Origin of the sequence: Streptomyces sp. NPDC001222 (assembly GCF_042896945.1) — a bacterium.
In the GTDB taxonomy this organism is placed as follows: domain Bacteria; phylum Actinomycetota; class Actinomycetes; order Streptomycetales; family Streptomycetaceae; genus Streptomyces; species Streptomyces gibsoniae.
Genome location: NZ_JBIAXT010000001.1, coordinates 422,978 through 446,890 on the forward strand (window position 1 = coordinate 422,978; position 23,913 = coordinate 446,890).

The following is a 23,913-nucleotide window of genomic DNA, read 5'->3' on the forward strand; positions in this document are numbered from 1 at the left end:
TGTCGTGGGAGAAGCCGCACGGTGTCGCGGACGCGGCGGCAGCGTCACGGGCGAGAGGTCAGGGAGCGACGTCACGGGAGAAAGGCGTGGTGGCAGCGACGGCAGAACTGCTTCCGGTGCCAGTCGGCCCGTAGCCGCGCCGCCTGGGCCACCTTGTCACGCAGCGACACCAGCCAGACGCCCCCGCCGGCCACCCCGACGAGCCCCAGCCATGCCTCGGAGACGAGGAGGGCGCAGCCGAGGGTGAGCAGCCCGAGCGGCTCGCTCCAGCGCTCGTCGTGGAGCGCGGGGCGCGCGAGGTGCGGTGCCCCGGCCCGCTGGCCGGCCGACAGCGCCCTCCAGTGCACGCTGAGCTTCGTGGTGCTGTCGCTGCGCCCGCAGACCGGGCAGACGTGACAGACGTGCATGCGCGCACCCCCCACCGCGTGGCACCGCTCACCGCAGCTCTGACGGCGACGACTTGTCGACTCGTCGTTTGTGCCCGGCCCGTACGGCGGGCACACGCGGACGGCGGCCCGCGCCGCTGATTGACCGGAACCCTCCGGAACAGCCCACCCCCGCGCGGGCGCTCGGTCCCGCTCCGTCAGTCCCGCTCGCACACGAAGATCGCCGTGCCCGGGATCAGACCGCCGCGCAGCGGGGACCAGCCGCCCCACTCCGAGGTGTTCCAGGCGGGCCACTCGGGCTCGACCAGATCGACCAGCCGGAAGCCGGAGGACGCGATGTCACGCACCCGGTCACCGAGCGTGCGGTGGTGCTCCACGTAGACCGCCTGTCCCTCCTCGTCCTGCTCGACGTACGGCGTGCGGTCGAAGTACGAGGCCGCCACCGACAGACCCTCGGGACCCGGCTCGTCCGGGAACGCCCAGCGGATCGGGTGCGTCACCGAGAAGACGAAGCGGCCGCCGGGACGCAGCACCCGGTGCACCTCGCGCAGGACCAGGACGGGGTCCGCGACGAACGGCAGTGCGCCGTACGCGGAGCACGCGAGGTCGAAGGAGCCGTCCCGGAAGGGCAGTACGGCCGCGTCGGCCTGGACCAGGGGGAAGGTCCCGCCGATGCGCAGGGCGTGCTGGAGCTGGCGGTGGGAGAGGTCCAGGGCCACCGGACGGGCGCCCTGCGCGGCCAGCCAGCGGGAGCACTGGGCCGCGCCGGCGCCGATCTCCAGGACCTCCTTGCCTTTGAGGTCCTCCAGCGGGCCGAGCAGCTCGGCCTCGACCTCGTCGAGCCCCTCCGGGCCCCAGACGAAGCGGTCGTCGCCGAGGAACGTACCGTGCTCGATCTGGTACTCGTCCGCGTTCCCGTCCCACCAGCCCCGGTTGGCCCGGGAACTCTCCGTGACGCCCGCCGTACGTCGGGTGGCTTCCGGCTCGGACTGCTCGGGCTCTTGGATGATCGGCTCCCTCGTCGTACTCTTCCGTCCATCCCGCTTCGGCGGAGTCACGGAAGAGGTGTCTCAGGCCTGCGCGGCCTCGTGGCGTGTCCGGTATACGGGTGGTGTCGCACGCCGCCTTGTGCCTGGAATGCGGCGATCCGCCCCGGGTGTGCGACTTCGCGCATTGACCCTGTCCGGCTGCCCCCGTATGCTACAAGTTGCGCTGCGGGCCTGCGCACCTCAGACGTAGCAGGCTGCGCTCGCATCTGTTGTATGTCCCCTCGGTTCTCGAGGCGCCATCACCAGTGATTGGTGGGGCGCTTCCTTGGCTGTCCGGCTTCTGCAGAGCGAAACAGGCTCCCGGCGTAAGCAGTACCTACGACTTCAATGTCCGTACCGGAGCCCTTTCCCACATGACGAGCAGCACCGAGACCACCGCCACCACCCCGCAGGTAGCGGTCAACGACATCGGTAACGAGGAAGCCTTCCTCGCAGCGATCGACGAGACGATCAAGTACTTCAACGACGGCGACATCGTCGACGGCGTCATCGTGAAGGTCGACCGGGACGAGGTCCTGCTCGACATCGGTTACAAGACCGAAGGTGTCATCCCGAGCCGCGAGCTCTCGATCAAGCACGACGTCGACCCCAACGAGGTCGTCGCCGTCGGTGACGAGATCGAGGCCCTGGTCCTCCAGAAGGAGGACAAGGAAGGCCGCCTGATCCTCTCGAAGAAGCGCGCCCAGTACGAGCGTGCCTGGGGCACCATCGAGAAGATCAAGGAAGAGGACGGCATCGTCACCGGTACCGTCATCGAGGTCGTCAAGGGTGGTCTCATCCTCGACATCGGCCTCCGTGGCTTCCTCCCGGCCTCTCTGGTCGAGATGCGCCGCGTCCGCGACCTCCAGCCGTACGTCGGCAAGGAGCTCGAGGCCAAGATCATCGAGCTGGACAAGAACCGCAACAACGTGGTCCTGTCCCGCCGTGCCTGGCTGGAGCAGACCCAGTCCGAGGTCCGCCAGACGTTCCTCACGACCCTGCAGAAGGGTCAGGTCCGCTCCGGTGTGGTCTCCTCGATCGTCAACTTCGGTGCCTTCGTGGACCTGGGTGGCGTCGACGGTCTGGTCCACGTCTCCGAGCTGTCCTGGAAGCACATCGACCACCCGTCCGAGGTCGTCGAGGTCGGCCAGGAGGTCACCGTCGAGGTTCTCGACGTGGACATGGACCGCGAGCGCGTCTCCCTGTCGCTGAAGGCGACCCAGGAAGACCCGTGGCAGCAGTTCGCTCGCACCCACCAGATCGGCCAGGTCGTGCCCGGTAAGGTCACGAAGCTGGTTCCGTTCGGTGCGTTCGTCCGCGTGGACGAGGGCATCGAGGGTCTGGTCCACATCTCCGAGCTGGCCGAGCGCCACGTGGAGATCCCGGAGCAGGTCGTCCAGGTCAACGACGAGATCTTCGTCAAGGTCATCGACATCGACCTCGAGCGCCGCCGCATCAGCCTCTCGCTGAAGCAGGCCAACGAGTCCTTCGGTGCCGACCCGGCCTCGGTCGAGTTCGACCCGACCCTGTACGGCATGGCCGCGTCCTACGACGACCAGGGCAACTACATCTACCCCGAGGGCTTCGACCCCGAGACCAACGACTGGCTCGAGGGCTACGAGAAGCAGCGCGAGGAGTGGGAGCGCCAGTACGCCGAGGCGCAGACCCGCTTCGAGCAGCACCAGCAGCAGGTCATCAAGTCCCGCGAGGCCGACGCTGCCGCTGCCGCCGAGGGTGGCGAGGCCGCCGCTCCGGCCGCGACCGGCGGTTCGTACTCCTCCGAGGGTGGCGACACCTCCGGCGCCCTGGCGTCGGACGAGGCGCTGGCTGCCCTGCGCGAGAAGCTGGCCGGCGGCCAGAGCTGAGCGCGCGTCGCTAGGCACTAGCCACTGACTGAGGGCCCGTCCCCCCTGGGGGCGGGCCCTCAGCGTGTCTCCGGTGTGTCTCCAGTGCTCTTTCCAGGGCGGTCACGGCCGGCCCTCCACGCGCGCGTAACAGACCTCGCCGCAGACCTCGCACGGACCCCGTCCGTCGCCCCGAGGCGGCCGCCCCAACCGGCAGGAGAGGCAGGCGGAAGGGCGTGGTCCGGGAATGCCCACGTCCCGGAGCGCGTTGTGCCGGGAAGAACACGAGGAGGAGCGGTCCACAGTGCTTGATCCGCAGGGTTTGTACGCATGGGAGCCGAAGGGGCTCGCCGTGGTCGACATGGCGCTCGCCCAGGAGTCGGCGGGCCTGGTGATGCTCTACCACTTCGACGGATACATCGACGCGGGCGAGACCGGCGACCAGATCGTCGACCGGCTCCTGGACTCACTGCCTCATCAGGTCGTGGCCCGCTTCGACCACGACCGGCTCGTGGACTACCGCGCGCGCCGTCCGCTGCTCACCTTCAAGCGGGACCGATGGACGGACTACGAGGTCCCGTCCATCGAGGTGCGCCTCGTCCAGGACGCCACCGGAGCGCCCTTCCTGTTGCTGTCCGGCCCCGAACCGGACGTGGAGTGGGAGCGGTTCGCGGCGGCCGTCGGGCAGATCGTGGAGCGGCTGGGAGTGCGCCTGGCCGTCAACTTCCACGGCATCCCCATGGGCGTGCCGCACACCCGCCCGGTGGGGCTCACCCCGCACGGCAACCGCACCGACCTGGTGCCGGGTCACCGCAGCCCCTTCGACGAGGCGCAGGTCCCGGGCAGCGCCGAGTCCCTGGTCGAGTACCGGCTCATGGAGGCCGGACACGACGTTCTGGGCGTGGCCGCGCATGTCCCGCACTACATCGCCCGCTCCCCGTACCCGGACGCCGCGCTGACCGTTCTGGAGGCCATCACGGCCGCGACCGGCCTCGTCCTGCCGGGGATCGCGCACTCGCTGCGCACGGACGCGCACCGCACCCAGACGGAGATCGAACGCCAGATCCAGGAGGGCGACGAGGAACTGGTCGCTCTCGTCCAGGGCCTCGAGCACCAGTACGACGCCGCCGCGGGCGCCGAGACACGCGGCAACATGCTCGCGGAGCCCGTCGAGATCCCGTCCGCGGACGAGATCGGACAGGAATTCGAGCGCTTCCTGGCGGAGCGGGAGGGCGAGGGCTGAACGCACGGCCTGCCACCGAGACTGTCAGTGGCAGGCCGTAGGCTTCCCGTCATGCTGAAGGTGGGCCTGACCGGCGGTATCGGCGCCGGCAAGAGCGAGGTGTCGCGGCTGCTCGTGGAGTGCGGGGCCGTGCTGATCGACGCGGACCGCATCGCGCGTGAGGTCGTCGAGCCCGGCACCCCTGGGCTCGCGTCGATCGTCGAGGCCTTCGGGGAGGACGTCCTCGCCCCGGACGGCAGCCTGGACCGCCCGAGACTGGGCTCCCTCGTCTTCTCCGATCCCGAGAAGCTCGCCGTCCTCAACTCGATCGTGCACCCGCTGGTCGGCGCCCGCTCCCGTGAGCTGGAGACCGCCGCGCCCGAGGACGCCGTAGTCGTCCACGACGTGCCCCTCCTCACGGAGAACGGACTCGCCCCGCTCTACGACCTGGTGATCGTCGTCGACGCGAGCCCCGGCACCCAGCTCGACCGGCTCGTCCGTCTGCGCGGCATGACGGAGGAGGACGCACGGGCGCGGATGGCCGCCCAGGCGCCGCGCGAGAAGCGCCTGGAGATCGCGGACATCGTCATCGACAACGACGTTCCCTTGGAGGAACTGCGACGCCGGGTGGGGGAGATATGGGCGGATCTCGTGCGCAGGGCCGGACGTTCGCCGGAATAGCGATCGCCGCGAGGAGCGTTGAATCGCTCCAGTGAGGGAAGGACTCAGCCGTGCCCGAGATCAGCGATCCGACCGGACGTACTCCGGAGACCCATGTGATCGATTTCCGTGCCGCCGAGCAGTTGCTCGCCGCACGGGATCCGAGGGGCGCGGTCAAGCTGCTGGACGGCGTGATCGCCGCGCACCCCGAGAACACGGCCGCCCGGCTGCTGCGCGCCCGTGCCTTCTTCGCCGCCGCGCAACTGCGTCCTGCCGAGCTGGAGTTCAGCATCGTGCTGGAGCGTGAGCCGGACAACGCGTTCGCGCACTTCGCGCTGGCCCGCACCTATGAGCGCCAGGCGCGGCCCGAGGAGGCGAAGCGGCACTTCCGCCTGGCGGCCGCGCTGGACCCGAACCCGCAGTATCTGAAGGCGGCGGGTTTCGACTCCTAGCGCGGATGCGGCGGACTCAGGGGCGTGGTCCGGACGCGGCTTGGGTTCGTGGCTTCCGGATTCGGAGGGCTGGGGCCTCGGCTCGTAGTCCGGATGCGGACGGGCTCGGGCTTCGGTCCGTATCGGGACGGCGCCGATGCGCGACGGCCGGCCGTCACCAGCGGCGTCGCTCCGGCGGCGGATACGGCGGCACGTCGCGGCCCGGCTGCCAGTGGGGCCCCTGCCGGATGTGCCGCACGATCATGATCAGGTCCGCGCTGATCACCAGCCACAACACACCGCACGCCGCCGCCCAGCCCGGTCGCCCCACGAGGGCGAAGATGACCGTTCCGAAGGTCGCCCAGGCCAGGCCCCAGACGCTCAGCCAGAAGCGCATCCGCAGTGCACTGCGTGCCGTCGCCGGTTCACTGCCTGTACGCATCGCCATCACCTGCTCCTGACCCGACACGTACCCTTCGTGGTGCATGTTCACCATGGAACGGCGACCAGAATCCGGCAGCGCGGGGGCGCGGCCGTGGTCACCCGGGGAGGCGACGGTGCTGCTGGACGCGGTGCGGGCGGACGCGAGGCTCGCCGAGTGGCTGAAGGACCTGGAACGTGAGGACGGGGCGTGGGTGACGGTCGTCCTGCCCGATGCGGACGAGTTGCCCGACATCCTGCTCGACCTGGCCGTACCCCACGAGGACATCAACGAAGTGGTCGCGCTGCGCGTCCGGCTCGCGCGGGATGCCGAGGCGATGACGCTGCTGGCGCGGTGTGTCACCCGCTTCGTGCGGGACATGGGGGAGATCGGGAAAGCCTGTGAGCCGCCCTCGTTCCCGGACTCGGCCGGGGCGCTCGGGCGGCTCTTCCATCTCTACGTCTTCGTCGCCTCGCTTCCGTATGTGCGCGCCTACCATCGGGAGCGCGGTGTTCCGGACGAGGTGACCCGCCGTACGCTCGCGGATCTCGGACGTCAGGTCGCGGTCCACCGAAGACGACGTGGCACCGGGGGACTGCTGTTCCCGTGGTGGCCGGCCCTGCACTTCCACGGGGAGCTGTTCCAGCTGGGGCGGCTGCAGTTCCAGCGCGGACGGCTCGGCGAGCGCACGGGCCGGGCCGTCGCGGCGGCGGGCCATGGGCTGGGGCCCGGCGATCCGTGCCTGGAACTGCACATACCCGACTTCCGGGGCCCGCTGTCACCGTCCGCCTGCGAGCGGTCCCTGGGCCTGGCGCGGGAGTTCTTCGCGCGCCACTACCCGGACGAACGCCATGAGATCGCCGTGTGCCACTCGTGGTTGCTGGATCCGCAGCTCAAGCGGTACCTGCCCGCCGACTCCAACATCATCCGTTTCCAGGACCGCTTCGAGCTCGCGTACGAGGAGGCGACCCCCGACGACGGGGTGCCCGTCGGGTTCGTCTTCGGCGATCCCGATCTGCCGGTGGAGCACCTGCCGCGACGCTCCGGCGTCGAGCGGGCGGTGGCGGACCACCTGCGCGGGGGCGGGCACTGGTACACGGGGCACGGCTGGTTCGCCCTGTGAGCCTGGAGCGGCGAACCGGGGCGGACCGTCCGGGTGCGACAAGGCCCCTGGGCATCGATGAGCCCGGGGCATCAACTAAGGCCCGGGGCAGCGATGAGTTCCGCGACGGACAAGGGTCATACCTCTGACAAAACGCGCACTCGCTGCCTTGAGGAGGACCCCATGTCCGAGACCGCCGCCGCTGCCCGGCGAGCCACCTCCGCCCCCTCGGCTACTGCCTCTGCCCCGGCCTCCGTCGCCTCGTCGGTGAACCGAGGCCGGAGCCGGCGCGCCGAGATCTCCCTGCGCGCCCTGCAGATCGTCCTGGCGCTGTTCTACGGCCTCGCCAGCGCACTGCCGAAGCTGATCGCGCACCCGTCGGCGGTCGAGTCCTTCGACAGGATCGGCTGGGGGAGCACGGGGATGTACACCATCGGCGCACTCGAACTGGCCGGTGCCGTCGGCCTGGTCGTGCCCCTGCTGTCGTCGGTCACGGCCGTGGCGCTGTCCGGGCTGATGGTCGGCGCCTTCGTCGTTCAGCTCACCGTCTTCGACGGACAGTACGCGGCGACCCCGCTGATCCTGATCGTCCCGCTCACCGTGATCGCCTGGACCCGCCGCGACCGCATCGCCGACCTGGCGCGCCTGGCGCGCCGCCGGGTGTGACCGCCTCCGTCATCTCCTCAGCGACCGCCGGAGCCGCTTCGCCCCTGAGGCCGGCCGTGACCGCCGGACTCGCCGTGGCTACCGGAACGGTCCCGTCCACCGGACGACCCGCCCTTGCCACCGGCCCGGTCCTTGCCACCGGCCCGGTCCTGGTCCTCCGACCGGCCCCGGCTCTGGGCGCCGAGGGCCTCGGCGTAGCCGCCGTACGGCGTGCCCGGTGCCGTGCCCAGACCGCGGAGGCGTTCCATCTCGCGGCGGTCGCGCTTGGTGGGACGGCCGGCCCCGCGGTCGCGGACGCCCGCCGGGGCCACGGCCTCGCGGGGCGGCGGAGGCGGGCTGTTGTCGACATAGCACTGAACCGCCACCGGGGCTCCCACCCGTTTGCGGATCAGCCGCTTCACGACGACGACCCGCTCCCGGCCCTCGTGCCGCAGCCGTACCTCGTCGCCGATCCGCAGGGCGTACGCGGGCTTCACACGCTCGCCGTTGACCCGGACGTGTCCGCCCTTGCAGGCGGTGGCGCCGGCCGAGCGGGTCTTGATGAGCCGCACGGACCAGATCCAGCTGTCGATGCGCACACTCTCGCCGTTCGACGGGCCGGCCGCCTCGGCGGCGGCCACCGCGGCGGCGGTCTTCGGGTCCATGGCCTGGGCGGCCGCGTCCGGCGCGCCCGCAGCGGAGTCCCGGGAGTCCGTCTCGCCGTCCCGGCGTGCTCCGGACTCCTGGTCCGTCGCCGTCGCGCGGGTTCCCCCGGTCCCGCCCGCCTTCTCGTCGTCCGTGCCTTCGGAAGCCATGCCCCCGACCTTAGCCCGCCGGGCCCCGGGCACCCGACGCCTTTTCCGCCGGGGCCCGACCGCCCGGACCCTCGCCGTCCAGACCTACCGTGGAGGCATGGAAGACAGCAGCCTCGCCAGGCTGGACGAGCGGATCATCGGGTGCCGTGCCTGTCTCCGCCTGGTCGCCTGGCGTGAGGAGGTGTCCCGTACCAAGCGCGCCGCGTTCGCCGACTGGACCTACTGGGGACGGCCGGTACCGGGCTTCGGCCCGCCCGACGCGAGGCTGCTCGTCGTAGGGCTCGCACCCGCGGCGCACGGCGGGAACCGGACCGGACGGATGTTCACCGGCGATCGGTCGGGAGACGTGCTCTACGAGGCTCTGCACGCCGTCGGGCTGGCGTCGCAGCCCGCGTCGGTGTCCGCCGACGACGGGCTCGAACTCTACGGCGTACGCGTCACCGCACCCGTCCACTGCGCCCCGCCGGCCAACAAGCCGACCCCCGAGGAGCGGGACACCTGCCGGCCCTGGCTCGTCCAGGAACTGCGGCTGCTGCGCCCCTCCCTGCGCGCAGTGGTCGCGCTCGGTGCCTTCGGCTGGCAGGCCTCGCTGACCTCGCTCGCCGAGGCGGGCTGGGTGCTGCCCCGGCCACGACCCGCCTTCGGGCACGGGGCCCGGGTGCCGCTGGACGGGCTGGAGCTCTTCGGCTGCTTCCACGTCAGTCAGCGCAACACGTTCACCGGCCGGCTCACCCCTGAGATGCTGCGGGACGTGCTGCGTACGGCGGCGCGGGCGGCGGGGTTGCCGAACGCACCGTAGCGACGGACCGGCGCGGTCCACCACCGGTTCAGCGCTCGGTGGGAACCACAGCGGTCGCGGTGATCTCCACGAGCTGGCCGGAGTAGCCGAGGCAGGCCACGCCGATCAGCGTCGAGGAATGCGGCCCGGTGCTGAGCCCCGACGCCTCGACGACGTCCCACACGGCCGAGAGCACCGCCGGCTCGGCGCTGACCACATACACATCCGTGGACACCACATGCGCCAGGTCGCTGCCGACCGCGTGCAACTGCTCGTCGAGGTTGACGAGCACCTGTTGCGCCTGCCGTACGGGATCGCCCTCGCCGACAAGCTTCCCCTCGGCGTCGAGGGGCACGGATCCGGCCAGGAACGCGAGCCGGGTCCCCGCCTCCACGATGGACGCGTGCGCGTAGTGGGGCGGCGGGAACAGGGTGGGAACGGTGATGCGCTTGAGCATGGGACCTCCCGGAAACGTGCCTCGTCTCGGCCCGGCCGAGCGCCGGCCCGAGCGGCAAGCGCCGGCCTGAGCGGCAACCCGTCGAGCGACGGCAGTCCGCCGGACGACGGCAGTCCGCCGATGGAGGGGATCCCGCCGGTCGACGCCAATCCCCGATCATGCGGGGGCGGGACGGCTCGCGCATCCGATTTTCCGGTCCCCACGTCACCACGGACGCACACCGGTCCGCCGCGGAACTGAGCTAGGTTCCGTCCCCTCAACAGGAGGGCTTGATGGACCCGTTGACGGAGGTGACAGCGACGACCCCGATGCCCACGTACGACGCGGCGTTTCTCGACGGCGTGGCGGACCGCCTTGCCGCGCTGCCCACCGTCCGGGCCGTCGCGCTCGGCGGCTCCCGCGCACAGGGCGTTCACGGCCCGGAAAGCGACTGGGATCTGGCCGTCTATTACCGGGGCCCGGGATTCGACCCCGCCGACCTCCGGGCCATCGGCCGGCCCGGTGAGGTCTCCGAGATCGGCGGCTGGGGCGGAGGCGTGTTCAACGGCGGCGCCTGGCTGACCGTCGAGGGCCGGCGGGTCGACGTGCACTACCGAGATCTCGATGTCGTGGAACATCAGCTGGCGGAGGCCGAGGAAGGCCGCTTCCACGTGGAGCCGCTGCTCTTCCACCTCGCAGGCATCCCCAGCTACCTGGTGGTCGCCGAACTGGCCGTCAACCGGGTGCTGCGAGGCACCCTTCCACGCCCCGCATCGTACCCGCGGAAGCTGCGCGCCTCCGCCCCCGGCCGCTGGCACGACACAGCCGGCGCGACCCTCGCGTACGCGAAGGCCAACCACGCCCCGAAGGGCCGCCTCACCGAGGTCGCCGGCGCCCTCGCCCTGGCTGCCGCGCACACCGCGCACGCGGTGCTCGCGGCACGTGGGGAATGGGTGACCAACGAGAAGCGGCTGCTGGAGCGGGCGGGGCTGCGGGCCGTGGACGGGATCGTGGCAGGGCTGCGGGCCGATCACGACGGGCTCGTGGCGGCCGTCACGGCGGCCGAGAGGCTCTTCGAGGACGCCCTCGCCGCCGCGCGGGGAGCGGCGGCCCGGTAGTCCCTGCGGGGCGTACGGTTCCGCGCCCCGCGACTGCGCTCGCCCCTGCCTGCCCGGCGATCGCGCTCATGGAGATCGCGGTCTCGTCCCGCCTTTTCACATCGCGGAAACGGTCTGTGTCTCCTTCGTGCTCACCCTGCGATCTACCGTGGCCCCCCGCGCCCGGCCACCGACGTCCGAGGGCAGACCGTCCTCGTCCGGCAGGAGCCCCGTGCCGTGCCGCGCCTTCTCCCCGCCTCGCTGGCTCGCCCACGCCCTGCGTGCCCAGCGCGGGCCGGTGCCCTGGAGCGCCGTTGCGCGGGGCGCGTTCGCCGCCGGACCACTGCTGCTCGCCGTCGTACTCGGGCCCCGGCGCGCCGGACCGCTGCCCGCCCCCGCCCACGACGCATCCGCGGCGCGCGCCCTCGACGACGTCGGCACGGCGGAGGCGGCCGCCACGCTCGAACGGCTGGTTCACAACCACCGCGTGCGCCGTGCACCTCGACGACAGCGGGCGGCTGTCGCCCCGCCACCGCGAACGGCGCACCGGACTCCTCGCCGAACTCGCCGAGCGGCGCGCTCAGGCGGGGCTCGACGCGATACAGCTACCGCGGTTGTCTCGGTCCGCGGGCCCGATGGCCGTCCGTGTTCGCCGGTGACGCAAGGGACTTGAGGTGTTCCTGTGGCCGGGCAAATCGGATCGCTCCAGGATTTTCCTCATCAATGGACTGTGACTGAGTGTCGAATACGTCTCAGTACCGTCACTTCACGATCCGTTCACCGGGAGATTGTCGTTTAACTCTACGTGCCGATCGGGATCGGCCGCCGAGACTCGGCGTTTGCAAGGAGGTGCAGGGTGAGCGGGCGAATGGTTCTGGAGTGCTTTCCCGCAGGCGGTCCGCGCGGCTCGTGGCCCGCGGAGGAGTACGCGCAGGCGCGCCGCCTGGAGGGGCAGCCCGCGGAGGTCGTCATGGACCTGGCGACGGACGCGTTCCTGGTGATCGTGCGGGGGGCCGACGCCGCCGAGTGACGCGCCCTTGGTCAGGCGCTGAGCGGCCGTGACCACGCCGGCGCCGTGCCCGTGACCTGACACACGGCCAGGTACAGCGGGATGGGCGGGGTGTACGGCACGGCGTCGTCCGGCCGGTGGATGAGCCCAGGGCCGTCCGACTCCTCCGGGACGAGTGCTTTCCTCGCGTAGCGCGCGGGCGCGGGCCAGTTCAGTGCGACGTCGGAGTCCGACGGCACGATCCACCACCAGTCGGCGCGGTCGGCGTAGACACAGCCCACCCTCGGCAGTCTGGACAGCAGCAGTGGGCCGTAGGACGCGGGTACGGCCACCGCGTCACAGCCGAGCGGCGCGGCCATGTCCTCGGGCAGGGCAAGCCTCCCGGGCATCGCCCCGGACGTCCGCCGTGCCCGCTCCAGGCGGAGCAGCGAGTCCAGGGACAGCATCGCTCCGGCTCCCTGCCCCAGGGCCCCGGTGCCCCTCACGCTCACGTGGTCCCCGTCCCCCGGGACGCCTCCGCCCCGGAACCCCGGCCGTCGGCCGGAGGTCGCTTCGCGCCCCAACCCAGGTCGCACCGCGCCTGGTCGTCCGGGGGCGGCTTCTTGGCGCCCCAGCCGAGGTCGGACCGGGCCGTCGTGTCCTCGGTCGCCCGGGACCTGTCGCCGGAACACGACAGGTCCCGGGACGACTGCTCGGGCCCGGACGCCGACTCTTCGGCATCCCGTGCCAGCTCCGCCCAGACCAGCAAGCCGGGCCCCGCCTCCTGGGCTCCCCAGGCCCGGCACAGCGCCGCGACGAGAAGCAGTCCCCTCCCGTGCTCCTCCTCGGGGCGCTGTGGACCCGTGTGCGGCTCACCCGGAGCGCATCCCTCGTCCTGGACGGCTATGCGCACCAGGTCGCCGGTGTCGTGCAGTTCACACACGACATGCTGTCCGGCGGTGTGCACGATCGCGTTGGTGACCAGTTCGGAGACGATCAGGGCGGCCGTGTCGCATGTGTCCTCGCACACCGCCCAGCCGGACAGCCGGGCGCGTGCCAACCGCCGGGCCTGTCCGACGGAGCCCGGGCGTGCGGCCAACTCGAAGCGGAAACGGCGCTCGGCAGCCGCGGCGGGGCGCGGCACTGAGCCGCCGCCCCGGCCGAACCGGTCTGCGGCGGCGTCTGTTCCTAACGGCGCGGACGGAATCACGTCTGCCACTATCGCTGTGGCATGAACACTTGGCAAGGGTCACTCTGAAAAATGCAGAGTGCAGTGTGACTCGACGAAAGGCCATGGCACACTGCTCGCAACGGCCCGCGAAGCGGAGTCAGTTGAGGTCCGAAGCACGGACGGCCGGGTGCGGTACCCACACCGGCTGAGAACGGATCGAACCGCAGGGAACGGGTCGAACCGGCACCGAAGCGGATCGAACCAGCACCGAGCGGATCGAATCAGTACGGAAACGGATCGAACCGGCAGTGACGGATCGAAGCCGAACACGGGCGTGCGGCGAGAGCGCCGCACGGTCCGGAACGGCGCCGTCCGGGCTGTCAGGACACATCAGGACGGGAGGAACGCGAGGTGAGCGAGCCGCGGTCAGCACCGACGGTCGGTCAGGTCGTCCTCGGTCGGCGCCTGCTGGACCTCCGTGAACGCGCGGGCCTCAAACGGGAGGAGGCCGGACGCATTCTGCGCGTCGCGCCCGCCACCGTCCGCCGCATGGAGACGGCCGAGGTCGCCCTGAAGATCCCGTACCTTCAGTTGCTGCTGAAGGCGTACGGAGTGAGCGACGAGGAGGCCGAGGCCTTCGTCCAACTCGCTGAGGACGCCAACAAACCGGGCTGGTGGCAGCGGTTTCACGACATCCTGCCGGGCTGGTTCTCGATGTACGTCAGCCTGGAGGGCGCGGCGGCGCTCATCCGCCAGTACGAACCGCACTTCGTGCCCGGCATCATGCAGACCGAGGCGTACGCCCACGGTGTCCTGAGGTCGGGGGCCGTCGGGCAGACCAGTCCCGAGGACGTCGAGCGTCATGTTGCGCTGCGCATGCAGCGTCAGGAACTGCTCTCACGCAAGGACGCGCCCCGGATCTGGGTCGTGATGGAGGAGACCGCGCTGCGCCGCCCGGTCGTCGGGCCCGCCGTCATGCGTGCCCAGGTCGAGAGGCTGCTGGAGGTCACCCAGCTGCCCCATGTGACGCTCCAGGTGCTGGAGTTCTCCTCGGGACCGCACGCCGGTACGTACGGGCCCTTCGTCCTGTTCCGATTTGCCATGTCAGAACTGCCGGACATGGTCTACAGCGAGTACCTGACCGGCGCGGTCTACCTCGACGCGCGCACCGAGGTGGCGACCCACCTCGAGGTCATGGACCGCATGGCGGCCCAGGCCGCTACGGCACAACGCACGAAGGAGATCCTCGAGGGTCTCCGCAAGGAGCTGTGAATGGACCGCATCACGCCGCGCGAACGCGTCTACAACGGCATGCCCGCCCGTGAACTCGGCAGCGAGGGCTGGCACAAGCCGTGGAGCGGAGGCAACGGCGGCAACTGTCTGGAGGCGATGAAGCTCGCCGACGGCCGGATCGCCGTCCGTCAGTCCACCGACCCGGACGGGCCCGCGCTGATCTACACCTCCGACGAGATGACGGCGTTCATCGAGGGGGCCAAGGCGGGGGTGGCCGACTTCCTGCTGTCGTGACCGGCCGTCACTCCACGGCGTTGCTGTCCGCACCACTGACTTGTCGTTCAGCCTTTCAGTTGAGTTGATCATTGACGTTCCCATGGAATTACGGAGTTCCTTCATGACCGGGCAGAACCCCGCACCGGACGCCGTCGTCATCGACACCAGCAAGCCGCACCCGGCACGGATGTACGACTGGTACCTCGGCGGGAAGGACAACTATCCCGTCGACGAGGAGATGGGCCGGCAGATGCTCGCCCTCGACCCGAGGGTGCCGGTGATGGCACGGGTCAACCGTGCGTTCATGCACCGTGCCACGCGCTGGCTGGCGCACCACGGCGTACGGCAGTTCCTGGACATCGGCACGGGCATCCCGACCGAGCCGAACCTGCATCAGGTCGCGCAGGAGATCGCGCCGGACGCGCGCGTCGTCTACTGCGACAACGACCCCATCGTGCTGGCCCACGCGGCGGCCCTGCTGCGCAGCACGTCCGCGGGGGTCACCGAGTACCTGCAGGCCGATGTGCGGGAGCCGGACACCATCATCGAAGGCGCCAAGCGGATTCTGGACTTCGACCAGCCCGTCGCGCTGTCCCTCGTGGCGCTGCTGCACTTCGTCCCCGACGAGGACGGCGCGCACGCCCTGGTGGACCGGCTGCTGTCCGAACTTCCCACCGGCAGCTATCTGATGATGACCCACGCCACCGCCGACTTCACCCCTGAGGAGTCCGCGGCGGCCACCGAGAAGCTCAGGGCGGCCGGGGTCACCCTCGCGCTTCGCTCCCGCGACGAGTTCGCCCGCTTCTTCCACGGGCTCGACCTCGTCGAACCCGGGGTGGAGGTGGCCCACAAGTGGCACCCGGAGCTGGGCGAGCCGGTCCCGGGCCAGGACGACGGAGTCATTCCCGGCTACGGCGCGGTGGCCCGCAAGCTGTAACCCCGGGATCCGGAGGCCGAGGATCCATGGGATCCCGTGGATCCTCGGCAACAGCCGATCGTCGCCTTTGGGGAGCGGGCATCATCGCCAGCCCGCTCCACGTCGGTCCGCCCGGGCCGCCCGGTCTGCCCGGTCACCCGGGCCGCCGGGTCACCCGTCATCGGCCGCGCCGCTACGCCGTCATCGGCCTGTCGTACGGCCCGATCGGGGCCGGCAGGCGCGACGCACCGCCTGTCAGCCGCCGGTCGACCGCCGCTGCCGCGGCCCGCCCCTCGGCGATCGCCCAGACGATCAGCGACTGCCCGCGCGCGGCGTCCCCCGCGGCGTACACCCCCGGGACGTTCGTGGCGAAGTCCTCGTCCCGCGCGATGGTCCCGCGTGCGTCGAGCGCGATCCCGAGCTGGTCGATCAGCCCGTCCTCGCGGTCGGGCCCCGAGAACCCCAGCGCGAGCAGCACGAGGTCCGCGGGCAGCGTCCGCCCGGTGCCCGACACCGGTCGGCGCCGCTCGTCCACCTCGGTCAGGTGGAGTGCGCGCACATGTCCCTCGGCGTCCCCCGTGAAACTCAGCGTGGACGCCGCGAACAGCCGCGCGTCCGCGTCCGCCGCGGGCGCCGTGCGCAGATCGCGCGCCTCCTCGTGCGCGGCGGACAGCCGGTAGATCTTCGGGTACGTCGGCCAGGGCTCGGAGTCCTCGTTCCGTACCGGCTCCGGCTGCGGGTAGATGTCGAGCTGGGTCACGGACGCCGCCCCTTCGCGCACCGCGGTACCCAGACAGTCCGCCCCCGTGTCCCCGCCACCCACGATCACGACGTGCTTTCCCGCCGCCGACAACGGCGAGACCTCCAGGTCTCCCTCGCACACCCGGTCCGCCAGCGGCAGGTACACCATCGCCTGATGAATCCCGGCCAGCTCCCGCCCGGGCACGTCCAGCTCCCGCCATGCGGTGGCGCCCGTCGCGATCAACACCGCGTCGTACCGTGCCCGCAGCTCCATGGCCCCGATGTCCCTGCCTATAGCCGTCGACGTACGGAACTTCGTCCCCTCCGCCCGCATCTGCCCAAGGCGCCGGTCGAGATGCCGTTTCTCCATCTTGAACGCCGGTATCCCGTACCGCAGCAGCCCGCCGATCCGGTCCGCGCGCTCGTACACCGCCACCGTGTGCCCGGCGCGGGTGAGCTGCTGGGCCGCCGCGAGCCCGGCCGGACCCGACCCCACGACCGCGACCGTGCGCCCGGACAGCCGCTCAGGCGGACGCGGCTGGGCGAACCCCTCCTCCCAGGCCCGGTCGGCGATGGCCACCTCCACGTTCTTGATGGTGACCGCGGGCTGGTTGATGGCCAGCACACACCCCGCCTCGCACGGCGCCGGACACAGCCGTCCCGTGAACTCCGGAAAGTTGTTGGTGGCGTGCAGCCGGTCACTGGCCGCGCGCCAGTCCTCCCGCGAGACGAGGCCGTTCCACTCGGGGATCAGGTTGCCGAGGGGGCAGGCCTCGTGGCAGAACGGGATCCCGCAGTCCATGCACCGGTTCGCCTGGCGGCTGATGATCGGCAGCAGCGCGCCCGGGACGTACACCTCGTTCCAGTCCCGCACCCGCTCCTCCACGGGCCTGCGAGGCCATTCCTCCCGGGGGGTGCTCATAAAGCCCTTGGGATCGCCCATGGCCCTCCCCCTTGCGCGCGCGTACGGGGTCGCTTCGTGTCAGGGTACGACGCCCTACGCCGCTCCGCCCCTCGTCATCGGGGCCCCCGGCCAGGGCTCGGGCCGCCCAGGCGCGGGCGATGAAGAAGCCGCGGACCTTCACGGCCTACGGTCGCCGTACGTCACGCCGCGTATGAGGCCAGTGATCACGCGGTCGCCCCACGCGGACGAAGGACGCGAGGCTCAGCCGACCTCCCGCAGGGTGGCCGGACGCTCCCAGGCCGGGCAACCGACCCCTCCACCCGACAGCCGCCCCTCGGGCTCCGTCGGGGCCCTTCCTGGGCGGGCCCGAACTGGCCTGCTTCACTCCGACCCATGCGCCCGCCCTGTCACGCCGCCTCTTGAAACCCCCACTCCCGCAGCACCGCCTCCACGCTCGCCGCGATTTGCCGACGCGCCTCGGGTCTCGGCACCCCGTTCATCAGCAGCTGGTCGTACGGCGTCTCCAGGTGCCGTATCGACGCCCGTACCGCGGCCGACACCGCGTCCGGTGACAGCGCCTGCCCCGCCGCACTGCGGCCGACCCGTCCGCTCCCACGCACGGAGGCATGCGCCGCGATCTCCTCCGCACGCCCGGCCGGGCACCCGGGGAACAAACGACGGATCTCCCGCGCGAATGCCTCCGTGAACCGCAGGTCCTCGGCCGCCCGCCGCCGTGCGTCCCGCGCCCGGCGTCTGCGCCGGGCCTCCGCATCCGCCAGGCACCGCTCCTCGGCGAGCGCCAGCGCCTCCTCCTCGACGAGCACCCCTTGCCGCTCGTACCGGCCCTGCCGTCGGTTGAAGCGCACCACTACCGCAGAGAGCGCACTCGCCTCCCGCGACCGCCGGGTCAGTGCCGTGTCGCCGCGCGGCAGGAACACCAGATGCCCGAGATCCGCACAGTCCAGGCACCGAGGCGCGCCCTCCTCCAGCACCAGCAGCGACAAAGGCCCGCGGCTGCATGCGGCGCAATGCCGCCGTCTCAGTGGCTGGAAGACGAGAAGTCCGCCACCAGGCGGGGGAGTTGCGCTCGTTGCCATACCCCTCTCGTTCCCCATCCGGTTCAGCGGTGACCCCGAGGGACGCCGGCCCGGCGGCGGCTTCGTCGCGCTCCGCCCCTGCGGGCGCTCAGCGGCCGGGTCGTGGTTCCCCCCTGGTGGCGCGGCATCATGGGCCCTGTGCGACTCGAAGCGATCACCTGGGAGCGGCTCGGCGACGTTCTGGCCGACCGGCTGCTCGAGCTGAAGCCCGACGACGGCGGCCCCTGGCCACGCGTCGCCTTCGACGGAGCCCCGGCCGCGCGCCCCGGCGACCTCGCCCGGCGTGTGTCCGACGCCCTGCGGATACGCGGCCGCTCCTCGCTCGTCGTCGGCGCGGAGGGCTTCCTGCGCCCCGCCTCCGTCCGCCTGGAGTACGGCCACCGGGACCTGGACTCCTACTACGACGGATGGCTCGACACCGGCGCGCTGTGGCGCGAGGTCTTCGGCCCCCTCGAACCCGGCGGCGGCGGCAGCGTCCTGCCCGATCTGTGGGACCCGGTCACCGACCGTGCCACTCGGAGCCCCTACGTCCAACTTCCGCCCGGCGGCATTCTGTTGCTCCACGGTCCCCTCCTCCTTCGGCACTGGTTCCCCTTCGATCTGACCGTCCATGTGCTCCTGTCGGCCGGCGCCCTGCGCCGACGCACCCCCGAGTCCGAGCACTGGACGCTTCCCGCCTTCGAGCGCTACGAGGCGGAGACCGACCCGGGCGCCCTCGCCGACGTCCTGGTCCGCGCGGACGACCCGCGTCACCCTGCCTGGAACGGCTGACACCCACGCCAAGCCGTCCTGCCGCCGACCCGGCCGCACCCGCCCGTCCCACGCCTCGGGGTGCACTACCGCGCGGGCACGGCGAGAATTGAGGGCGCCGGGACATGCGGTGCGTCCCGTGCCGCGCCGGCCGTCCGGCAACGGGAGGTACTACATGACCACCGCCGGAGACATCATGCACCGTGGTGCCCAGTGGATCCCCGCGCACGAAACCCTGGACCGTGCCGCCCAGCTGATGCGCGAACTCAACGTCGGCGCGCTGCCCATCAGTGACGAGAACGAGCGGCTCTGCGGCATCCTCACCGACCGCGACATCGTCGTCGGCTGCGTGGCCGCGGGGCACGACCCCGCACGTGTGACCGCGGGCGAGATGGCCCAGGGCACTCCGCGCTGGGTCGACGCGCAGGCCGACATCAGCGAGGTCCTCCAGGAGATGGAGGGACACCAGATCCGCCGGCTTCCCGTCATCGACAACAAGCGCCTCGTCGGCATGATCAGCGAAGTCGACCTGGCCGAGCACCTGACGCAGGGGCAGATGGTCGAGTGGGTCGGCAACGTCTACGCGAGGAGCACCTCACGCTGACCCGGAGCACGCCGATCCGGACCCACCGAACCGGACCACGCGGCGCCACCTGCCCGCCGATCGCCCCCGCCCGGGGCGAAGGCCGCCCGAGGCCCGTCCGCCGGCCGGCCGGCATTCGTCGACCGGCTCGGACCGGCGGCGCTGGATGCGCTGAGGTCCGTCGGCGGCTGGGTGAAAGGGACCGCGGGGTCACAACCAGCCGTTGCGCTTGAACCCCCGGTACAGGGCGAGACAGCCCACGGCTATCACGACCAGAACCGCCGGATAGCCGAATCTCCAGCGCAACTCGGGCATGTGCGTGAAGTTCATGCCGTACACACCGGTGAGCATCGTCGGCACCGCGATCAGCGCGGCCCAGGCCGTGATTCTGCGCATGTCCTCGTTCTGAGCGACGCTCACCTGCGCGAGATGTGCCTGCAGAATCGAGTTGAGCAGTTCGTCGAAGGCGGCTATCTGCTCGATGGCGCGCAGCAGATGGTCGGAGACGTCCCGGAAGTACGCCTGTATCTCCGGATCGATCACCCGGATCGGCCTGGTGGCCAGCTCCTGGATGGGGCGGTCCAGGGGCGCCACCGCCCGCTTCAGCTCCAGGAGTTCTCTTTTGAGCTGATAGATGCGGCCCGGATCCAGTCGCGCGCTGTTCTCCGCGAACACGTCCGCCTCGACCTGGTCGATGTCCTCCTGCACCGCGTCCGTGACGCTCAGATAGTCGTCCACCACCTGGTCGGCGATCGCGTGCAGCACCGCGGCGGGGCCCTTCGCGAGCTGCTGAGGGTGGGCCTCCAGCTCCTCACGCAGAGGCCCGAGCGAGCCGTGCCGTCCGTGCCGCACCGTGATGACGAAGGCGGGACCGATGAACACCATGATCTCGCCGGTGCTCACCACCTCGCTCGTCGCGGTCAACTCCTGGTGCTCCACGTAGCAGACGGTCTTGAACACCGCGAACAGCGTCTCCCCGTACCGCTCCAGCTTCGGGCGCTGATGCGCCTCGACCGCGTCCTCGACCGCGAGCGGATGCAGATCGAAGAGCTCGGCGATCCCCGCGAACTCCTGGTCCGTCGGCTCGTGCAGCCCGAGCCAGACGAACCCGTCGGCGCTCTTGCGGACCCGCTCCACGGAGTCGACCAGATCGCCGGCGTCGGGAACGCGGACGCCCTTCTGATACGTCACGCAGTTGACCACCGCGGAGCCCAGAGGTGACCGGGCGGGGTGGCTGAGGTCGACGCGTGTTCGACGCCGCGCCAACCGCGCCACCTTACGGAGGCCGCTGACCCTGTCGAGGCCCGTGACCTTCCGAAGATTCCCTGCCATGGACATCTGGATCTCCTTGCGTGGATCTCCTCGCGCCGCGCATTCCGCGCCTTCGCGAGCCAGTCTGCCAGTCGGCCTCGATCGCCGGAAAAGCCTGTGGCAACGGAGAGTTCCGCTTCGATGCGCAGGGGGCGTCACGCTGCGCCGTTCGCTCGGAGCGTCGTCGGGCAGGGCCCGCGCGGCCGGCTGAGATGATCGTTGTATGACGCAGAGCGACGGGTATCTCCTCGACAACCAGCAGGCCGAGGCGGGGCGGCGCTTCGACGCGCTCTCCGCCCTCTTCGACCCCACCACGTTCCGCCATATCGAGGACCTCGGCATCGGCCCCGGCTGGCGCTGCTGGGAGGTCGGCGCCGGGGGCACCTCTGTGGTCTCCTGGCTGGCAGAGAAGGTCGGTCCGACCGGACAGGTCCTCGCCACCGACATCGACACGTCGTGGGCGGTGTCGGCCGCCAGGCCCCCGATCGAGATCCGTACCCACGACGTCGGGACCGAAGAGCCGCCGGGGGAGGGATTCGACCTGGTGCACGCCCGGCTCGTCCTCGTCCATGTACCGGACCGGGAAAGGGCGTTGGAGTCGATGATCAAGGCCCTGCGCCCCGGCGGACGACTGCTGATCGAGGACGCCGACCCTGCCCTCCAGCCCCTCATCTGCCCGGACGAGTACGGCCCCGAGCAACAGCTCGCCAACCGTCTGCGCCAGGGTTTCCGCTCGCTCCTCGCCGAACGCGGCGCCGACCTCTCCTACGGCCGCCGGCTTCCGCGCCTGCTGCGCGAGGCGGGACTGCAGCGGGTGGAGGCCGACGCGTACTTCCCGATCACCTCGCCCGCCTGCTCGGCCCTCGAATCCGCGACGGTCCGGCAGATCCGCGACCGGCTCGTCGCCGCGGGCCTCGCCACGGACGAGGAGATCGACCGCCATCTGTCCCATGTCGCGTCCGGCACGATGGACCTGGCCACAGCCCCCTTGATCTCGGCGTGGGGCCGCAAGGAGTAGTCGGACACAGGGACGGCGGCGCCTGCCGGGCGCCGCCACCGGAGCCGCCTACCGGACGGCCGCCGGAGGTCTGCCTCCCACTCTCTCCACCGCCACGGCCCCGGCCCTGCACCCTTGCGCCGTCGCCTCCGCCGGCTCCGCCCCCGACAGGAGGGCCGCCAGAAAGGCGCCGGTGAAGGCGTCGCCCGCGCCCGTAGTGTCGCGAGGGGTGGCAGGCACTGCCGGGATCCGGGCACGGACCGTTCCCGACACGGCCACCAGTGCCCCTTCCGCACCCTGTTTGACGATCACCAGGGGCAGATGGCGGCTCAGCTTGGCGGCCGCGTCCGCGGGGTCGGGCAGCCCGGTCAGCAGACACGCCTCGTCCCGGCTGGGGAGCAGCACGTCCACGCCTTCGGTGAGCGTCAGGAACCGGCCCACCCCCAGCTCGGTGAGAAACCCGGCCGACGCCGGATCCAGACTCACCGGCACACCACGCGCGCGTGCCGCCCCCAGGGCCACTCCCACCAGCGCCCGGCTCGGCTCGGAGAACAGCAGATAGCCCGACAGATGCAGTCGTGCGACCCCGTCGAGCAGCGCGTCCGACCAGTCCCCGGGGTCCAGCCGCAGACAGGCCCCGCTGTCCGTGAGGAAGGTGCGCTCCGCCGAGGCGCTTCGGTCCACCAGACAGATGACCGTCCCCGTGGCCGCCTCCGCGTCGACGACCAGGTGGGGCCGTACCCCCGACCCGGTCAGTTCCCGTTCGTGCCAGGCTGCCGTGTCGGCCCCGACGCGTCCGAGCAGCCGCACGTCCGGGCAGCCCCAATGGGCCGCCCAGCAGGACACGTTCGCACCGGCGCCGCCCGGGAGCGTACGGATGACGGCGGCCGTGTCCGTGCCCGCCGCCAGCGGGCCGCGGTGCCGGGCGACGACATCCGTGACGACGTCCCCGATGACGAGCAGCGCCCCGCTCACGCGTTCGCCCAGGCCGCCGCGATCCGTGCGGCGAGACGTACGTTGCCGCGCACCGCGGCCAGATTGGCGCTCAGCGAGGCCCCCTCGGTGTGCCGTACCAGATAGTCGAGCAGGAACGGTGTGACCGCCTGACCGGTGACCCCCTCGTCCTCGCACGCCTGCAGCGCGGCGGAGAGCACGCGCGCGTGGAGCTGCGGATCGAGCTGCTCCTCCTCCGGAACGGGATGAGCGACGACGAGCGCCGACTGCGGACCGCCGAGCGCGTCCTGCGCCCGCATGACGGCCGCCACCTCCTCCGGGGATCCGAGGGTCCAGTCGACCGGATGCCCGGAGTCGGAGAGGTAGAAGCCCGGGAAGCGGTCGGTGCGGTAACCGGCCACCGCCACGCCCAGCGTCTCCAGACGCTGCAGCGTCGCCGGCACGTCCAGGATCGACTTCACGCCCGCGCACACCACGGTGATCCTCGTCCTGGCCAGCAGCCCCAGGTCGGCGGACTCGTCCTGGGTCGCGGTCCACTGCCGGTGCACCCCGCCGAGGCCGCCGGTCGCGAAGACCCGTACCCCGGCGAGCGAGGCCAGCAGGGCCGTCGCGGACACCGTCGTCGCCCCGCTCACGCCCGTTGCGGCCGCGAGCGGCAGGTCGCGATGGCCCAGCTTGCGGATCCCCTCCTGGTTCGCGATCCGCTCGACCTGTTCCTTGTCCAGCCCGACATGGGCCCGGCCGTCCAGGACGGCGATCGTCGCCGGTACGGCGCCCTCCTGTCGTACGAGGTCCTCCAGCTCCAGCGCGGTCCGGAGGTTCCGCGGACGGGGCAGCCCGTGCGCGATGATCGTCGATTCCAGGGCCACCACCGGTCGGCGGGCGGCGAGGGCCTCCCGTACCTCTTCGGACACCATCAGCACGCGCGTGCCTCCTGTCTCTCGGTCTTCCCTCATCTCTGGCGGGCGGCGCCCGGGACCAAACACATGCGAGCCGTGGAGGGGAGAACACCAGCCTGGGCGCATGGCGGACAATTCGCCATGTCTCGACCGTGTCGTCCTATGGGACCGCGACGCAGCCCCCGGTTCTCATGAGGAGGCGGCCGCCCTGAAAACGCTCGGGAGAGT

27 protein-coding genes are annotated in these 23,913 nt (G+C 71.4%); 15 read left to right on the forward strand and 12 right to left on the reverse strand.

Annotated features, from left to right (window positions below; translation table 11 throughout):
• Window positions 1-71: 71 nt before the first annotated feature.
• On the reverse strand, window positions 72-407 hold the full coding sequence (locus ACFY2Z_RS01905) for a hypothetical protein (protein ID WP_390742209.1): 336 nt from the start codon (window positions 405-407) through the stop codon (window positions 72-74).
• Window positions 408-583: 176 nt separating this feature from the next.
• A complete protein-coding gene (locus ACFY2Z_RS01910) occupies window positions 584-1,444 on the reverse strand; it encodes a class I SAM-dependent methyltransferase (protein WP_390742210.1) in 861 nt (286 codons plus the stop codon).
• 344 nt (window positions 1,445-1,788) lie between these two features.
• Here ACFY2Z_RS01910 and rpsA point away from each other — a divergent pair, with 344 nt between their 5' ends.
• The 4 genes from rpsA (at window position 1,789) to ACFY2Z_RS01930 (ending at window position 5,592) form a co-directional block, all read left to right on the forward strand.
• Window positions 1,789-3,279 carry a 30S ribosomal protein S1 gene (rpsA, locus tag ACFY2Z_RS01915; protein WP_390742211.1) on the forward strand — a complete coding sequence of 497 codons (1,491 nt, stop codon included), beginning with the start codon at window positions 1,789-1,791 and terminating at the stop codon, window positions 3,277-3,279.
• A gap of 283 nt (window positions 3,280-3,562) precedes the next feature.
• A complete protein-coding gene (locus ACFY2Z_RS01920) occupies window positions 3,563-4,501 on the forward strand; it encodes a PAC2 family protein (protein ID WP_390742212.1) in 939 nt (312 codons plus the stop codon).
• A 51-nt stretch (window positions 4,502-4,552) separates the two neighbouring features.
• Window positions 4,553-5,161, forward strand: coding sequence for a dephospho-CoA kinase (coaE, locus tag ACFY2Z_RS01925; protein WP_390742213.1), 609 nt, complete (start codon window positions 4,553-4,555; stop codon window positions 5,159-5,161).
• Between the two features lie 50 nt (window positions 5,162-5,211).
• A complete protein-coding gene (locus tag ACFY2Z_RS01930; protein ID WP_311697067.1) occupies window positions 5,212-5,592 on the forward strand; it encodes a tetratricopeptide repeat protein in 381 nt (126 codons plus the stop codon).
• 154 nt (window positions 5,593-5,746) lie between these two features.
• Here the strand turns inward: ACFY2Z_RS01930 and ACFY2Z_RS01935 are convergent, their stop codons facing one another.
• Window positions 5,747-6,019 (reverse strand): DUF6343 family protein, encoded by a 273-nt coding sequence (locus ACFY2Z_RS01935; RefSeq protein ID WP_390742214.1) that lies wholly within the window; start codon window positions 6,017-6,019, stop codon window positions 5,747-5,749.
• A 109-nt stretch (window positions 6,020-6,128) separates the two neighbouring features.
• Between ACFY2Z_RS01935 and ACFY2Z_RS01940 the strand changes: the two genes are divergently transcribed.
• A complete protein-coding gene (locus ACFY2Z_RS01940; protein WP_390742424.1) occupies window positions 6,129-7,115 on the forward strand; it encodes an acyltransferase domain-containing protein in 987 nt (328 codons plus the stop codon).
• A gap of 162 nt (window positions 7,116-7,277) precedes the next feature.
• The gene (locus tag ACFY2Z_RS01945) at window positions 7,278-7,760 is read left to right on the forward strand and encodes a DoxX family protein (RefSeq protein WP_390742215.1); all 483 of its coding nucleotides are present in this window, start codon (window positions 7,278-7,280) and stop codon (window positions 7,758-7,760) included.
• Between the two features lie 17 nt (window positions 7,761-7,777).
• On the opposite strand, the gene ACFY2Z_RS01950 is transcribed toward ACFY2Z_RS01945, so the two are convergent.
• Window positions 7,778-8,554 carry an RNA-binding S4 domain-containing protein gene (locus tag ACFY2Z_RS01950; RefSeq protein ID WP_390742216.1) on the reverse strand — a complete coding sequence of 259 codons (777 nt, stop codon included), beginning with the start codon at window positions 8,552-8,554 and terminating at the stop codon, window positions 7,778-7,780.
• A 97-nt stretch (window positions 8,555-8,651) separates the two neighbouring features.
• Between ACFY2Z_RS01950 and ACFY2Z_RS01955 the strand changes: the two genes are divergently transcribed.
• The gene (locus tag ACFY2Z_RS01955; protein ID WP_390742217.1) at window positions 8,652-9,353 is read left to right on the forward strand and encodes a uracil-DNA glycosylase; all 702 of its coding nucleotides are present in this window, start codon (window positions 8,652-8,654) and stop codon (window positions 9,351-9,353) included.
• Between the two features lie 28 nt (window positions 9,354-9,381).
• Here ACFY2Z_RS01955 and ACFY2Z_RS01960 read toward each other — a convergent pair whose 3' ends face one another.
• On the reverse strand, window positions 9,382-9,789 hold the full coding sequence (locus ACFY2Z_RS01960; RefSeq protein WP_390742218.1) for a RidA family protein: 408 nt from the start codon (window positions 9,787-9,789) through the stop codon (window positions 9,382-9,384).
• A gap of 272 nt (window positions 9,790-10,061) precedes the next feature.
• On the opposite strand from ACFY2Z_RS01960, the gene ACFY2Z_RS01965 reads away from it, so the two are divergent.
• Together ACFY2Z_RS01965 and ACFY2Z_RS01970 are read left to right on the forward strand one after the other, a co-directional pair.
• Entirely contained in the window at window positions 10,062-10,886 is an 825-nt protein-coding gene (locus ACFY2Z_RS01965; RefSeq protein ID WP_390742219.1) for a nucleotidyltransferase domain-containing protein, read from the forward strand.
• An 835-nt stretch (window positions 10,887-11,721) separates the two neighbouring features.
• On the forward strand, window positions 11,722-11,895 hold the full coding sequence (locus ACFY2Z_RS01970; protein WP_390742220.1) for a hypothetical protein: 174 nt from the start codon (window positions 11,722-11,724) through the stop codon (window positions 11,893-11,895).
• Window positions 11,896-11,906: 11 nt separating this feature from the next.
• On the opposite strand, the gene ACFY2Z_RS01975 is transcribed toward ACFY2Z_RS01970, so the two are convergent.
• Window positions 11,907-12,320 (reverse strand): hypothetical protein, encoded by a 414-nt coding sequence (locus ACFY2Z_RS01975; RefSeq protein ID WP_390742221.1) that lies wholly within the window; start codon window positions 12,318-12,320, stop codon window positions 11,907-11,909.
• A gap of 41 nt (window positions 12,321-12,361) precedes the next feature.
• The gene (locus ACFY2Z_RS01980; protein ID WP_390742222.1) at window positions 12,362-13,072 is read right to left on the reverse strand and encodes an ATP-binding protein; all 711 of its coding nucleotides are present in this window, start codon (window positions 13,070-13,072) and stop codon (window positions 12,362-12,364) included.
• Window positions 13,073-13,435: 363 nt separating this feature from the next.
• Between ACFY2Z_RS01980 and ACFY2Z_RS01985 the strand changes: the two genes are divergently transcribed.
• From ACFY2Z_RS01985 to ACFY2Z_RS01995, 3 genes are all read left to right on the forward strand, one after another.
• Window positions 13,436-14,296, forward strand: coding sequence for a helix-turn-helix domain-containing protein (locus ACFY2Z_RS01985; protein WP_390742223.1), 861 nt, complete (start codon window positions 13,436-13,438; stop codon window positions 14,294-14,296).
• Entirely contained in the window at window positions 14,297-14,551 is a 255-nt protein-coding gene (locus ACFY2Z_RS01990) for a DUF397 domain-containing protein (protein WP_365159110.1), read from the forward strand.
• Between the two features lie 103 nt (window positions 14,552-14,654).
• A complete protein-coding gene (locus tag ACFY2Z_RS01995; RefSeq protein WP_390742224.1) occupies window positions 14,655-15,470 on the forward strand; it encodes an SAM-dependent methyltransferase in 816 nt (271 codons plus the stop codon).
• A 172-nt stretch (window positions 15,471-15,642) separates the two neighbouring features.
• Here ACFY2Z_RS01995 and ACFY2Z_RS02000 read toward each other — a convergent pair whose 3' ends face one another.
• Complete coding sequence (locus tag ACFY2Z_RS02000) at window positions 15,643-17,133, reverse strand: glutamate synthase subunit beta (protein ID WP_390742225.1); 1,491 nt, start codon at window positions 17,131-17,133, stop codon at window positions 15,643-15,645.
• 368 nt (window positions 17,134-17,501) lie between these two features.
• Window positions 17,502-18,191, reverse strand: a complete 690-nt coding sequence (locus tag ACFY2Z_RS02005; RefSeq protein ID WP_390742226.1) for a DUF2293 domain-containing protein — start codon at window positions 18,189-18,191, stop codon at window positions 17,502-17,504.
• A gap of 129 nt (window positions 18,192-18,320) precedes the next feature.
• On the opposite strand from ACFY2Z_RS02005, the gene ACFY2Z_RS02010 reads away from it, so the two are divergent.
• A complete protein-coding gene (locus ACFY2Z_RS02010; RefSeq protein ID WP_390742227.1) occupies window positions 18,321-18,962 on the forward strand; it encodes a uridine kinase in 642 nt (213 codons plus the stop codon).
• A gap of 154 nt (window positions 18,963-19,116) precedes the next feature.
• The gene (locus ACFY2Z_RS02015; protein ID WP_390742228.1) at window positions 19,117-19,545 is read left to right on the forward strand and encodes a CBS domain-containing protein; all 429 of its coding nucleotides are present in this window, start codon (window positions 19,117-19,119) and stop codon (window positions 19,543-19,545) included.
• A 189-nt stretch (window positions 19,546-19,734) separates the two neighbouring features.
• On the opposite strand, the gene ACFY2Z_RS02020 is transcribed toward ACFY2Z_RS02015, so the two are convergent.
• A complete protein-coding gene (locus ACFY2Z_RS02020; RefSeq protein WP_390742229.1) occupies window positions 19,735-20,862 on the reverse strand; it encodes a magnesium and cobalt transport protein CorA in 1,128 nt (375 codons plus the stop codon).
• Between the two features lie 196 nt (window positions 20,863-21,058).
• Here ACFY2Z_RS02020 and ACFY2Z_RS02025 point away from each other — a divergent pair, with 196 nt between their 5' ends.
• Window positions 21,059-21,853 carry a methyltransferase gene (locus ACFY2Z_RS02025; RefSeq protein ID WP_390742230.1) on the forward strand — a complete coding sequence of 265 codons (795 nt, stop codon included), beginning with the start codon at window positions 21,059-21,061 and terminating at the stop codon, window positions 21,851-21,853.
• Between the two features lie 48 nt (window positions 21,854-21,901).
• Here ACFY2Z_RS02025 and ACFY2Z_RS02030 read toward each other — a convergent pair whose 3' ends face one another.
• Together ACFY2Z_RS02030 and ACFY2Z_RS02035 are read right to left on the reverse strand one after the other, a co-directional pair.
• Window positions 21,902-22,807, reverse strand: coding sequence for a carbohydrate kinase family protein (locus ACFY2Z_RS02030; RefSeq protein WP_390742231.1), 906 nt, complete (start codon window positions 22,805-22,807; stop codon window positions 21,902-21,904).
• A complete protein-coding gene (locus tag ACFY2Z_RS02035; RefSeq protein WP_390742232.1) occupies window positions 22,804-23,709 on the reverse strand; it encodes a pseudouridine-5'-phosphate glycosidase in 906 nt (301 codons plus the stop codon). Before ACFY2Z_RS02035 ends, ACFY2Z_RS02030 begins: the two co-directional genes overlap by 4 nt.
• Between the last annotated feature and the right edge of the window lie 204 nt (window positions 23,710-23,913).